Origin of the sequence: Bradyrhizobium denitrificans (assembly GCF_013179005.1) — a bacterium.
GTDB classification, from domain to species: Bacteria; Pseudomonadota; Alphaproteobacteria; order Rhizobiales; family Xanthobacteraceae; genus Bradyrhizobium; species Bradyrhizobium denitrificans.
In genome coordinates this window covers 93,814-106,892 of the sequence record NZ_JABFDP010000007.1, presented here as the reverse complement: position 1 = coordinate 106,892, position 13,079 = coordinate 93,814, and the positions used below count along the sequence as shown (strand labels likewise).

Annotated in this window: 8 protein-coding genes and 1 pseudogene; 4 read left to right on the top strand and 5 right to left on the bottom strand. The window is 65.1% G+C overall.

Going from position 1 to position 13,079, the window contains the following annotated elements; all coding sequences use genetic code 11:
- Nucleotides 1-115: 115 nt before the first annotated feature.
- Nucleotides 116-1,210: pseudogene (locus HL671_RS09225) on the top strand (TRAP transporter substrate-binding protein); the annotation flags it as partial.
- A 183-nt stretch (nt 1,211-1,393) separates the two neighbouring features.
- Entirely contained in the window at nt 1,394-2,482 is a 1,089-nt protein-coding gene (locus tag HL671_RS09220) for a TRAP transporter substrate-binding protein (protein WP_012043571.1), read from the top strand.
- A 33-nt stretch (nt 2,483-2,515) separates the two neighbouring features.
- Here HL671_RS09220 and HL671_RS09215 read toward each other — a convergent pair whose 3' ends face one another.
- From HL671_RS09215 to HL671_RS09205, 3 genes are read right to left on the bottom strand one after another with little or no spacing between them, the layout of a single operon-like run.
- The gene (locus tag HL671_RS09215) at nt 2,516-4,087 is read right to left on the bottom strand and encodes an efflux transporter outer membrane subunit (protein WP_172236206.1); all 1,572 of its coding nucleotides are present in this window, start codon (nt 4,085-4,087) and stop codon (nt 2,516-2,518) included.
- Between the two features lie 11 nt (nt 4,088-4,098).
- Entirely contained in the window at nt 4,099-7,350 is a 3,252-nt protein-coding gene (locus tag HL671_RS09210; protein WP_172236205.1) for an efflux RND transporter permease subunit, read from the bottom strand.
- A gap of 54 nt (nt 7,351-7,404) precedes the next feature.
- Nucleotides 7,405-8,613 (bottom strand): efflux RND transporter periplasmic adaptor subunit, encoded by a 1,209-nt coding sequence (locus tag HL671_RS09205; protein ID WP_374050113.1) that lies wholly within the window; start codon nt 8,611-8,613, stop codon nt 7,405-7,407.
- Nucleotides 8,614-8,856: 243 nt separating this feature from the next.
- Here HL671_RS09205 and HL671_RS09200 point away from each other — a divergent pair, with 243 nt between their 5' ends.
- Nucleotides 8,857-9,531: a response regulator transcription factor gene (locus HL671_RS09200; RefSeq protein ID WP_012043575.1), complete on the top strand. Its 675-nt coding sequence runs from the start codon at nt 8,857-8,859 to the stop codon at nt 9,529-9,531.
- A 1-nt stretch (nt 9,532) separates the two neighbouring features.
- Nucleotides 9,533-10,870: a sensor histidine kinase gene (locus HL671_RS09195; RefSeq protein ID WP_172236204.1), complete on the top strand. Its 1,338-nt coding sequence runs from the start codon at nt 9,533-9,535 to the stop codon at nt 10,868-10,870.
- Nucleotides 10,871-10,883: 13 nt separating this feature from the next.
- Here HL671_RS09195 and HL671_RS09190 read toward each other — a convergent pair whose 3' ends face one another.
- Both HL671_RS09190 and HL671_RS09185 read right to left on the bottom strand, forming a co-directional pair.
- Nucleotides 10,884-12,485 carry a TRAP transporter large permease gene (locus HL671_RS09190; RefSeq protein ID WP_012043577.1) on the bottom strand — a complete coding sequence of 534 codons (1,602 nt, stop codon included), beginning with the start codon at nt 12,483-12,485 and terminating at the stop codon, nt 10,884-10,886.
- A complete protein-coding gene (locus tag HL671_RS09185; protein WP_012043578.1) occupies nt 12,482-13,021 on the bottom strand; it encodes a TRAP transporter small permease subunit in 540 nt (179 codons plus the stop codon). The genes HL671_RS09190 and HL671_RS09185 overlap by 4 nt, the downstream gene beginning before the upstream one ends.
- Between the last annotated feature and the right edge of the window lie 58 nt (nt 13,022-13,079).

Below are 13,079 nucleotides of genomic sequence, written 5' to 3'. Positions count from 1 at the left end.
CGCTGACCCGGTTCCGTGCTAAAGCCCCGGCCGGATCGTACTCGACTCGATGCGGCCAATCGCATCGGCGGACAAATAGTTTTCACGGGAAACGCCCCCAACAAGGAGATGCCTTAATATGAAGCGTCGTGATTTTCTGAAGGTTTCGGCCGCTGGCGCCGCGGCGACGGGCGCCATTGCCTCGCCGGCGATTGCGCAGTCCTCGCCCGAGATCAAGTGGCGGTTGACCTCCAGCTTCCCGAAGTCGCTCGATACGATCTATGGCGGCGCGACCGAGCTGGCGAAATACGTCGCCGAGATGACCGACAACAAGTTCCAGATCCAGGTGTTCGCGGCCGGCGAAATCGTCCCCGGCCTGCAGGCGCTGGACGCGACCGCCAACGGCACCGTCGAGATGTGCCACACGGTGTCTTATTATTATGTCGGCAAGGACCCGACGTTTGCGATCTTCGCCTCGGTGCCGTTCGGCCTCAATGCCCGGCAGCAGAACTCCTGGCTGTATCAGGGCGGCGGCAATGAGCTCGCCAACGAATTCTACAAGAAGTTCGGCGTGATCGGCTTCCCCTGCGGCAACACCGGCACCCAGATGGGCGGCTGGTTCCGCAAGGAGATCAAGACGGTCGCCGACCTCTCGGGCCTCAAATTCCGCATCGGCGGCATCGCCGGCCAGGTGCTGCAGAAGCTCGGCGTCGTGCCGCAGCAGCTCGCGGGCGGCGACATCTACCCGGCGCTGGAGAAGGGCACCATCGACGCCGCCGAGTGGGTCGGCCCCTATGACGACGAGAAGCTCGGCTTCCAGAAGGTGGCCAAGTACTACTATTATCCGGGCTTCTGGGAGGGTGGTCCGACCGTCCACGCCTACACCAACCTGGAGAAGTGGAATTCGCTGCCGAAGAACTACCAGGCCATTCTGACCAACGCGACGATGGCGGCGAACACCTGGATGGCGGCGCGCTACGACATGCAGAACCCCTCGGCGCTGAAGCGCCTGGTCGCCGGCGGCACGCAGCTGCGCCCGTTCACCAACGAGGTGCTGGAAGCCTGCCTCAAGGCCACCAACGAGCTGTGGGGCGAGATCTCGGCGAAGAACCCCGACTTCAAGAAGTCGATCGACGCCATGCAGGCCTACCGCTCGGATGAGTATCTGTGGTGGCAGGTCGCTGAATACACCTATGACAGCTTCATGATCCGCTCGCGCACCCGCGGCTGATCTCAACCATTCGATCGGCGGACAATTGAGCCCGGCCTCGTAAGAGGCCGGGCTTTTTGCGCTGCGTTGCGACAACGTTTCGCAATGGCACTCCGTCGCGGTTTGATCCAGAGTGGTTGCAAAGGCCTCGTAAGAAGGCCGCCCAACACCAGGCACATCATCATCATGAGGGAGGGAAAGACTATGAAGCGGAGAGATTTCATCAAGGTCACGGGGCTCGGCGCGGCCGGCGCCGCCGCAATCGCATCGCCCGCGATCGCGCAATCATTGCCCGAGATCAAATGGCGCATGACCACGAGCTGGCCGAAATCGCTCGACACCCTGCATGGTGGCGCCGAGATGATGGCCAAGATGGTCAGCGAGGCCACCGACAACAAATTCCAGATCCAGACTTTCGCCGCCGGCGAAATCGTGCCCGGCCTGCAGGTGCTCGACGCCGTGCAGAACGGCACGGTCGAGATGGGGCACACGGCGTCGTACTACTACTTCGGCAAGGACCCGACCTTCACCTTCGGCTCCTCGGTGCCGTTCGGCCCGAACATGCGCATCAACCAGGCCTGGTACCTGATGGGCGGGGGCAAGGAGATCCTCAACGAGTTCTACAAGAGCTACAACGTCACCTCGCTGCTTGCCGGCAACACCGGCTGCCAGATGGGCGGCTGGTTCCGCAAGGAAATCAACTCGGTCGACGATCTCAACGGCCTGAAATTCCGCATCGGCGGCTTTGCCGGCCGGGTCATGCAGAAGCTCGGCTGCGTGCCGCAGCAGCTCGCCGGCGGCGACATCTATCCGGCGCTGGAGAAGGGCACGATCGATGCCGCTGAATGGGTCGGTCCCTATGACGACGAGAAGCTCGGCCTGTTCAAGGTCGCGCCGCATTACTACTTCCCCGGCTGGTGGGAGGGCGGGCCGATGCTGCTCGCGATGATCAACCTCGAGAAGTGGAATGCTCTGCCCAAGCATTATCAGAAGCTCCTGGAGCAGGCCGGCCACTTCGCCAACAACTGGATGATGGCGAAATACGATTCCGCCAATCCGCTGGCGCTGCGCAAGCTGATCGCCGGCGGCGCCAAGCTGCATCCTTTCCCGGCGCCGGTCATGGAAGCCTCGTTCAAGGCCGCCAAGGAGCTGCATGCCGAGGTCGCAGCCAGCAATCCCAACTTCAAGAAGGCGCTGGAGTCGCTGACGGCCTATTCGGGCGCCGGCTATTCCTGGTTCCAGGTCGCCGAGGTCGGCTACGACAACTTCATGGCCCGGCGTTCCCAGAGCTGACACAACGGCCGGCGTGCGAAGCAGGCCGGCCAATCACTTCGGTGCGGCGTCGGCCGTTCGCAGGACATCGACCCGGCCCTCGCTCATGATGCAGTCGCGCCACACATGCGTGGTGCAGGCGGCAGGCCAGCCGCCGCCGAGCGCCATGAACAAGGCGGCGGTATCAGCAAGCCGGGTCGCCTCCGCCTGGACGCGTGCGATGGCCGTGTTGAGGTAGGCCTGCTGGGCGTTGAGGACGGTGACCTGGCTGATCTGGCCCAGGGTCAGCTGCTTCTGAATGATGTCGAGGGTCGCGCGGGCGCTGTCTTCGGCCTTGATCGCCGCCTGCACCGCGCGGGCGTCGGCCTGCAGGCTGCGCAGGCTGTCGGCGACGTTCTGCAGCGCGGTGATCACGGCCTGGCGGTACAGCGCGCCGGCCTGGTCGAGGGCTGCCTCCGCGGATTTCTGCCGGTGATAGAGCGTGAGGCCGTCGAACACGGTCGCGGTGGCGCTGCCGGCGACGGTGTAGAACAGCGTGCCCGGCGTGAGCAACTCGGCGGGCCTGAAGGCGCTGCTGCCGGGATTGGCTGAGAGCGTGATGTTGGGCAGCCGGGCGGCGATGGCCACGCCAACCAGCGCGCTGGCCGCATGCAAATTAGCTTGGGCGGCGCGGATGTCGGGCCGCTGCGCCACCAGCGCAGCCGGCAGGCTGATCGGCAGGTTGCGCGGCAAAGCGAGATGCTGCAGGTCGAATGTCTCAGTGATCTCGTCAGCCGAGAATTGACCGGCGAGCGCGGTCAGCAGGTCGCGCTGGATCGCGATCTGCTTCTGCAGTGGCGGCAGCGTCTGCTCGACTTGGGCCAGCGCGGTCTGTTGCGTCAGCACGTCGACCTGCGCGGCCTGACCGGCCTGCAATTGGCTGTTGAGAATGCCGAGAATGTCACGCTCGATCTTGATGATGCGCTCGGTCGCTGCGATCTGGCCGCGCAGCGAGGCCTCCTGGATGGCGGCCGTGACGACGTTCGTCGTCAGCGTCAGATAGGCCGCCTCGAGCTGGAAGCGCGCCTGCTCGGTCTGCGCCTCCAGGCTTTCGACGCTGCGCGCGTTCTGTCCCCAAAGGTCCGGCACGAAGCTGATGGTCAGCTGCGCCGTGTGGAGAGAGTAGCGCGACTGTGGCGGATCACCCGGCCCCTGCTGCCTCGCCATGTTCGAGCTCTGCTGGTCCGCGGCCGTATAGTTCGCGCCGAACTGCGGATAGAACAGCCCGCGCTGTGCCTGCGCATTCTCGTTGGCGATGCGGATCGCGGCGTCGGCGGCGTCGAGAGTCGGGTTGCGCGCGACTGATCTGCGGATCAACTCGTTCAGCGGGACCGAGCGGAACGCCGCCCACCAGCGCGCCGGCACGCCAGCGCCAATCTGGAATTGTTGCGGCGCAACCTGCGGACCGGTGCGGTCCGCCGCAGGCGAGGCCAATGGCTTTCGTGTATAGCCTGCGACTGCAGGCGGCTCGGGCCTATCGAAGTCAGGACCGACGGCGCAGCCGCTTGTCGCGATCAAGAGCGCCAGGGCAAGCCAAGCCCTTGAGGCACGCCGGACAGACCGCGAGAGTGGATGAAGCTGACGCATCGGGCCGGCTCCTATTCAGCAGGTTCTGGAGAGGCCGCGGTGCCGTCGTCGATCGGGGCCGTCGTGGGATCGTGCGCCAGGAAGATGCGGCGCAGCGCCGGCGCGACGATCAGCAGCAGCAGCGGGCCGATGAACATGCCGCCGACGACGACGGTGGCGAGCGGCCGCTGGACCTGGCTGCCGATGCCATGGGAGAGGGCGGCCGGAAACAGACCGACGCCCGCGGACAGCGCGGTCATCAGCATCGGCCGCATGCGTTGCTCGGAGCTGCGGAACACGGCCTCGGCGACACTGCGGCCGGTGGCGCGGAGCTCGCGGAAATAGGTGATGTTCAGAATGCCGTCCATGACGGCCACGCCGAACAGCGAGATGAATCCGATCGCAGCCGAGATCGAGAAGGCGAGCCCGGCGATCCACAGCGCGATCAGGCCGCCGCCGATCGCGAAGGGAATGCCGGCCAGCGCCAGCAGGCTGTCGCGCAGCGAGTTGAACAGGCTGTAGAGCAGCACGAAGATCAGCAGCAGCGTGATCGGTACCACGACCAGAAGGCGCGCCTTCGCAGCTTCGAGATTGTCGAACTCCCCCGACCAGACGATGCGGTAGCCGGCCGGCAGCGGGACGGCCCGCGCGATCCGCTCCTGCGCCTCCTTGACCGTGCCGCCGAGATCGCGGCCGCGCACCGAGAACTTGATCGGGATGTAGCGCTGGCTGAGTTCGCGATAGATGAAAAGTGCGCCGGTATCGAGCGAGATGTCTGCAAGCTCCGACAACGGAATATAGGCGTTGGTGCCGGACGGTGTCACATAGGCGACCTTGATGTCCTTCACCGCATCGATGCTGCTGCGGAAGCGCGCATCGAGCCGGACGGCGACGGCGAAGCTTCGGTCACCTTCGAGCACGGTCGTCGCGTTGGTGCCGCCGAGCGCGGCCTGGATCACCGTGGTGACATCTCCGGTATTCAGCCCGTAGCGCGCCGCCTTCTCGCGGTTGACCTTGATGTCCAGGTTGGGCTGCCCCACCAGGTGGAAGACGCCGAGATCGGCGACGCCGTTCACCTTCGCCATTTCCTCCATCACGTGGGTCGCAATCTGCTCCAGCACCTCGAGATTGGAACCGATCACCTTGACCGAATTGGCGCCCTTCACGCCGGAGAGCGCCTCTTCGACATTGTCCTGGATGTATTGCGAGAAGTTGAAGCTGATGCCGGGCAGCTCGGCTGCGAATTCCTGCTGCAACTGTTCGGTCAGCTTCTCCTTGGTCAGGCCGGCCGGCCATTCGTCGAACGGCTTGATCGGGGCGAACAGTTCGACATTGGAGAAGGGCGAGGCGTCGCTGCCATTGTCGGGACGGCCGTGCTGCGACACCACGGTGATGATCTCGGGGTGGCGCAGAAGAATCTCGCGCATTTTACGGGTGGCGGCGGTGCCGGCATCGAGCGAGATGGTCGGCGGCATGGACGCGCGGATCCAGAAATTGCCCTCTTCGAGCGCTGGCAGGAATTCGCTGCCCAGCTGGCTTGCGGCCAGCAGGCTGAGCATGAGGAAGGCCAAGCCGGCCGCGACCGCGAGCCTGACATGCGCCTGCGACCAGGCGAGCACAGGCGTGTAGACGCGGCGGAGGGCACGCACGATCACCGTCTCGACCTCCTCGACGTGCCGCGGCAACAGCAGCGCGGCGAGAACAGGCGTGACGGTAAAGGTTGCGAGCAGCGCGCCGGCCAGCGCATAGCCATAGGTCCGCGCCATCGGGCCGAAAATCTGGCCCTCGACACCCTGCATCGTGAACAGCGGCACGAACGCGGTCACCGTGATCGCTGCGGTGAAGAACACGGCCTTGTCGACCTGCAGCGCGCTGACATAGATCATGCGCAGCCGCTCGCTCCAACGGACCGCCGCCGGATGACCATGCGTGGCGACGGTGGGATCGACACCCCAATAACCCTCGGACAGCCTCTGCAGCGTCAGCTGCCGCGCCTCCGGTGGCGACTGCAGATTGCGGAACACGTTCTCCATCATGATGACCGCGGAGTCGACGATGATGCCGAAATCGACCGCGCCGAGCGAGAGCAGGTTGGCATCCTCGTCGCGCAGCACCAGGATGATGATGGCGAAGAACAGCGCGAACGGAATGTTGGCGCTGACGATCAGCGCGCTGCGGAGATCGCCGAGGAAGATCCACTGGATCGCAAACACCAGCAGGCAGCCGAACACGAGATTGTGCAGCACCGTATGCGTGGTGACGCCGACCAGCGCGCTGCGGTCGTAATACGGCACAATGCGCACGCCGGCCGGCAGCGTGCCGTCGGAATTGATCCGGGCGACCTCGGCCTGCACTTTCGGGATGATGTCGTTGGTGTGCTGGGTGCGCCCCATCACGACGATGGCGGCCGCGATATCGTCATCCTTGTCCTTGCCGGCGATGCCGAGTCGGGGAACGTAGCCGACCGAGACCCTGGCCACGTCCTTGATCTGGATCGGCAGTCCCGCGGACTGCGTCAGCACGATGTTCTCGATATCCGCGACGCGATTCCCCTTGGTGATGTCGTCGGTGCCGCCCGAATCGATCAGCCCGATGCCGCGAATATTGACCGATTGCTGGCCGATGGTGATCTCGCGGCCGCCGACATTGACGTTGGCGTTGCCGAGCGCAGCCACCAGCTGCGGCACTGTGATGTTGTAGGATTCGAGCTTCTGCAGATCGGCGTCGACATTGAATTGCTTGGTGGTGCCGCCCCAGGCGTTGACCTGCACCACGCCGGGAATGGTCATCAGCCGCCGCGTCACGACATAGTCCTGCAGCGTGCGCAGATTGGTCAGCCCGAAATTGGGCGGCCCGACCAGCCGATAACGGTAGATCTCGCCGATCAGGCTCGATTGCTGAATGGTGGGGACGAGATTGCCGGGCAGCTGGATATTCTGCTGGATGCTGTTGGCGGCCTGCGTCAGAGCGAAATAATAGTCGACGCCGTATTTGAACGTGACGCGAACGAAAGCGAGGCCGTAGAACGAGGTCGAGCGGATGTTGACGACGCCCGGGGTCGGATAGAGCCCGACCTCCATCGGGATCGTATAGTACTTCTCCATCTCCTCTGCCGACAGGCCCGACGCCTGCGCCGTGATCTCCAGGATCACCGGTGCAGGATTGGGGTAGGCTTCGATGTTCAATCTGAGGAACGCGGCGATGCCGGCTGCGCAGAACACGAGCAGGCCCAGCACGACGATGGCGCTGCGGGTGAGGCCGAACTGGATGAGGCTTTTGACCAAGGCGATTCTACCGAACTCGCAGCGACGCGGGTGGGCCCTGCTGTGGAGAGGAGTTCACGACCCACCCGAGACCGCATTGGCGAAGCTGTTGCTGAGGAAGATCGCGCCGGTTGTCGCAACCTGCTCGCCGGCGGCGAGCCCGCCGACGATCTGCCGCCAGCCGTCCTGCATCAGGCCGGTCGTCACGGTGCGGCGGACGAAGCGTTTGCGGTCGGTGGTGACCCAGACCGTCATCGTGCCGTCGCCCTCGCGGACGATGGCCTCGGCCGGAACGGCCGGCGAGTCGCGCGGAGGCTCGGTCTCGATGGTGAAGCTTGCCAGCATGCCGGCGCGCAGCTTGTGCTCGGGGTCGTCGATCACCGAGCGGACGAGTTGGCGATGGCTCGTCGGATCGATGTTGAGGCCGAGCGTCGTGATCCGCCCGCGAAAGATCTCGCCCGGATAGGCCGGCACCGAGACCTCGACCGGCTGGCCCAGCCGGTAGGCTGGCGCGTCGGTCTCGATCACATTGGCAACCATCCACATGGTCGAGAGATCGGCGAGCGTGTAGGGTGCGGGCGACGCGCCGGGCTGGGTGTAGATGCCGGGCGCGGCGTTGCGGGCGATGATGCGGCCCGAGATCGGCGAGCGCACGATCAGGATCGAGTCGACCTTGCGCTGAGCCAGGATGCGCTCGATCTCCGCGTCGGTCTTGCCGAAAATCCGTACGGCGTCATGGGCCGCCTTGTAGTTGCCCTCGGCCGTCTGCTGATCGGACGTGGCCTGATCGACGTCCTTCTGCGCGCCGCCGCCTGCCTTCAACAGCTGTTGCACGCGCGCCAGTGTGCGCGTCTGCAGCTCCAGCACGCCCGCGGCCGCGAGCAGGCTGGATTCCGCCTGCAGCAGATCGGGGCTGTCGATGGTGAACAGCGCTTCGCCCTTCCTGACCTCGTCGCCGATGTTGAAGAACGTATCAACGATCCTGCCGGAATTCGACGTGAAGGCCTGCACCAGCATGTTCTGATTGAAGTCGATCGATCCGACGGCATTCCGGGTCACCCGAAACGCGCGCGTTTCGACCGGACGAACCTCAAAGGCTTCGGCCTGCCGCTCGGTCAGTTCGACCCATTGCTCGGCGGCGTTGATCGCGGGCGAGGCGGAGGACTCAGCGGCTTTGGTCGCGGTCGCCACTTCGGGGCGCATTGCCATCCACGCGCCACTGAGGAGAGCGCCCGCGGCCACAATGAGCACCGCGAATTTGAAGAGAGACGAAGTCACGGCCATGTCCGAAACTGATTAGCAACTGACGGAGTGAGGTCCTGGAGGCGGTCCGCGCCTGAGCGGGCAATAGCAGAGCAGGCTGACACTGGCCTTACAGGCCCGCCGCTTTGGTCATTCCGTCGGGCTTGCCATGCACCGGGGCGGTCGGGCATCGTGCGCGCGCGATGGCGCCTCATCGCGCCCTGGTTCATCCGAGCCCTGGTCTATCGAGCTTGCTCCAGCCGAGCATTGCCTGCGTGAGCCCGCATGCGTCTTTTGATCGTCGAAGACAATGTCGAACTGTCCAAGCTGTTGTCCCAAGGGCTCGGCAGGGCCGGCTATGAGGTGGATGCGGTGAGCTCCGCGGCCGATGCCCGCGATGCGCTCAGCGGCATCAGATACGCTGCCATGATTCTCGATCTCGGATTGCCTGATGAGGATGGCTTGGCGGTGCTGACGGCGCTGCGCCGCGGCTCTGATCCGCTGCCGGTCATCGTGCTCACGGCGCGGGGCGGATTGCAGGACCGCGTCGGCGGCCTGCGCAGCGGTGCCGACGATTACCTCGTCAAGCCGTTCGCGCTCGAAGAACTCGTGGCGCGGTTGGAGGCCATCCTGCGCCGTCCGGGACAGCTGCTCGGCCGGTCGCTCGAACTCGGCAATCTGGTCTACGACACCGAGAGCCGGCAGACCTTCGTCGCCGGCACGCCTCGCACCTTCTCGGCCCGCGAGCTCTCGGTGCTGGAGATTCTGTTGCGGCGGCAGGGCCGGGTGGTGCCGAAGAAGGCCGTCGAGGATCACATCTTCGGCCTGACCGGCGAGGTCGGCTCGAACGCCGTCGAGGTCTATGTGTCGCGGCTGCGCAAGCAGCTTTCGGAATACGGGGCGACCGTCGTGATCCACACCATCCGCGGGGTCGGCTACATGATGGCGGCGGAGAAATAGCGTGCGCTTCAGATCGCTGCTCTCGCGGATCGTGCTGCTGCACATCGTGGCGGTGGCGATCGCCGCAGTCTTCCTGCCGCTGGTGCTGTTCTGGCTGCTCACCTCCGAGATCGACCATCTGCATCGCGAGTCGATGCAGGAGCAGGCCGATGCGCTAGGCGATCGCCTCGTGCAGGCGGCCGACGGCACGCTGCAGCTCAACCTCACCCAGAGCCAGCGTGATCTCTACTCGGCAGCCTATGGCCGCTACACCTACGACGTTCGCGATCCTGAGGGACAGGTGCTGTTCTCCTCGCGCGCGGACGGCCGGGCCATACTGCCCGCCGGCGCATCATCCTCCGGAAGCATCTCGGGCGCGCGCGTCACCCGGACGGTGGGCGATCGGGTGCTGCGCATCGAGGTTGCCGAGGATCTCGCCCATCGTGACGTCATCACCGACGACATCGCCGCCAATTTCTTCCGCCGGGTCGGCTGGATCACGATCCCGATTCTGCTGGTCCTGCTGGCCATCGATATCATGATCTTCCGCCGTGCCCTCGCGCCGCTCTTGCGCGCGTCGGAGGAGGCGAGCCGCATCGGTCCGGCGCGGACCGACATCCGTCTGCCGGGGGACGGGATGCCGGCCGAGATCCGCCCCCTGGTGCTCGCGGTGAACCAGGCGTTGGACCGTCTGGAGGACGGCTTTCGCATGCAGCGCCAGTTCACGGCGGATGCCGCCCATCAGCTGCGCACGCCGCTCGCCGTGCTGCGCACCCGGATCGAGACCACCGGCCCGTCCGCGGGGAGCGCCGAACTGCTCGACGACATCGCGCGGATGAGCCGGATCGTACACCAGCTGCTCGAGATCGCCGAGCTCGACACGCTGGCGCTCGATCCCGAGGAGATCGCCGACCTCCAGGCGGTCTGTGCCGAGGTCGTCGCCGCCATCGCGCCGTTCGCGCTGGCGCACGGCAAGGACATCGCACTGAAGGGCCCCGATACGCCGGTCTACATCTATGGCAATGCCGGCATGCTGGAGCGGGCGATCTTCAATCTGGCCGAGAACGCGATCAAATACACCGCGCCGCGGACGTCGGTCGAGGTCGAGATCGGCTCAGGCGGCGCAGTTTGGGTCCGCGATCGCGGGCCCGGCATCCGCCCGTCGGAGCGCGGGTTCATCTTCCAGCGGTTCTGGCGCGGCGACAACCGCGATACCGAGGGCGCCGGGCTTGGTCTGTCGATCGTGCGCGCCGTGATCGAGGATCACGGCGCCAGCATCATGGTCGGAGACCTTGCAGCCGGCGGCACCGAGTTCTCGCTGCGCTTCCGGCCCGCTCCGGCACCCTCGGCCGCGGCCTAATTAGTGGCCGCGGCTACTGCTTCGGCTGGCCGAAATCGAGCGGCGGCAGGTCGATCTGCGGCACCTCGATCTTGACCTTGTCGAGGTCGACCTGGACCGGCTTGTCCAGCAGGCCGGTAACGGTGATCGGGAAAGCGATCACCAGCAGCACCATGATCGCCTGCAGGCCGATCCAGGGCATCGCGCCCCAATAGATGTCCGAGCTCTTTACTTCCTTCGGCGCGACGCCGCGCAGGTAGAACAGCGCGAAGCCGAACGGCGGATGCAGGAACGAGGTCTGCATGTTCACGCACAGCATCACGCCGAACCAGATCAGCGCGGCCTCCGGGCCCACCACGGGGGCCAGGATCTTCTGCGCGATCGGCGCGATCATCGGCAGGATGATGAAGGCGATCTCGAAGAAGTCGAGGAAGAAGGCCAGGAAGAAGATGAAGACGTTGATGAAGATCAGGAAGCCCCAGACGCCGCCGGGCAGGGACGTCAGCAGGTGCTCCAGCCACTCGCCGCCGGACACGCCCTGGAACACCACCGAAAAGCAGGTCGAGCCGATCAGGATGAACGTGACCATGCAGGTGATGCGCATGGTGGTCTCGTAGCCCTGCTTGATCAGGTCGCGCAGGTCCGGGATAGCCACCGCACGGATGCCGAGCCAGGCCACTGCGAGATAGGTGATCGCGAACGACAGCTTGAACACCAGGTTCTCGGTGAACAGCATCGCCACGATGGTGCCGATGCCCGCCGCCACCACGCCGACGATCAGGATGCTGCGATCCTTCTTGGTGAACTCCTTATGGTGGATCACCGCCAGAACGATGGCGCCGACCGCGCCCATGGCGCCGGCCTCCGTCGGGGTGGCCAGGCCCATCATCATGGTGCCGAGCACGACGAAGATCAGCACCGCCGAGGGAATGATGCCCATCAGGCACTTCTTCCACAGCGCCCAGCCGGTCAGCGTGCGCGCCTCCTTTGGCACCGGCGGTACATGGCTCGGCTTGATCAGGCCGAGCACGAAGGTGTAGCCGGCGAACAGGATGACCTGGAAGATCGACGGGCCCCAGGCGCCGAGATACATGTCACCGACCGACTTGCCGAGTTGGTCGGCGAGCACGATCAGCACCAGCGACGGCGGCACCAGCTGAGTGATGGTGCCGGAGGCCGCCAGCACGCCGGTGATGTAGCGCATGTTGTAGCCATAGCGCATCATGACCGGCATCGAGATCATCGCCATCGCGATCACCTGCGCCGCCACCGTGCCGGTGATGGCGCCGAGGATGAAGCCGACGATGATGACCGAATAGCCGAGGCCGCCGCGGATCGGCCCGAACAGCTGGCCCATCGAATCCAGCATGTCCTCGGCGAGCCCGCATCTTTCCAGGATTGCGCCCATGAAGGTGAAGAAGGGGATCGCGAGCAGCAGGTCGTTGGCGAGCACGCTGCCGAAGATGCGCCCCGGGATCGCCTGCAGGAAGTTCAGGTCGAAGAAGCCCAGATGGATGGCGAGAAAGCCGAACGACAGGCCGACGGCGGCGAGCGTGAACGCCACCGGGAAGCCGATCAGCATCGCCAGGACCAGGCCGCCGAACATCAGCGGCGGCATCATCTCCAGCGTAATCATTGCGTCGGCCTCTCGTATTTCGCGTCGATCGTCACGTAGCCCTGCAGCGCCGCCGCACGCTTGATCACCTCGGAGAGGCCCTGCAGGGCCAACATCACGAAGCCCGCTGGGATGGCGAACTTGACCGGCCAGCGCAGCAGGCCGCCCGCATTGGCCGACATCTCGTTGACCGAATAGGACTGCATGAAGAACGGCCAGGACAGATAGGCAAGCAGCAGGCAGGTGGGGATCAGGAAGAACAGGGTGCCGATCAGATCGAGCCAGAGCTGGCCGCGCTCGGACAGATACAGATAGAGCAGCTCGACCCGGACGTGCTCGTTGCGCCGGAATGTATAGGAGGCGCCGAACATCACCAGCAATGCGAACATGTACCACTGCAGCTCCAGCCATCCATTCGACGAATAGCTGAAGGCGTAGCGGATCATGGCGTTGATCGCGCTGACCAGGCAGGCCAGCAGCACCAGCAGATTGCAGATGTAACCGATCTTTTCGTTGAGCTGATCGATGGCATTACTGATTGCCAACAAGGGGCGCATCATGGTCTCCGCTGCGGGCGCTGGTCAGAACAGCGCGCCTGAGCTCACGGGAGGCATG

Excerpts from the sequence above, each read along its gene's own strand:
- HL671_RS09200 (WP_012043575.1), top strand. The coding sequence starts at position 8,857 with ATGCGTCTTTTGATCGTCGAAGACAATGTCGAACTGTCCAAGCTGTTG.
- HL671_RS09205 (WP_374050113.1), bottom strand. The coding sequence starts at position 8,613 with ATGGCCGTGACTTCGTCTCTCTTCAAATTCGCGGTGCTCATTGTGGCC.
- HL671_RS09220 (WP_012043571.1), top strand. The coding sequence starts at position 1,394 with ATGAAGCGGAGAGATTTCATCAAGGTCACGGGGCTCGGCGCGGCCGGC.
- HL671_RS09215 (WP_172236206.1), bottom strand. The coding sequence starts at position 4,087 with ATGCGTCAGCTTCATCCACTCTCGCGGTCTGTCCGGCGTGCCTCAAGG.
- HL671_RS09185 (WP_012043578.1), bottom strand. The coding sequence starts at position 13,021 with ATGCGCCCCTTGTTGGCAATCAGTAATGCCATCGATCAGCTCAACGAA.
- HL671_RS09190 (WP_012043577.1), bottom strand. The coding sequence starts at position 12,485 with ATGATTACGCTGGAGATGATGCCGCCGCTGATGTTCGGCGGCCTGGTC.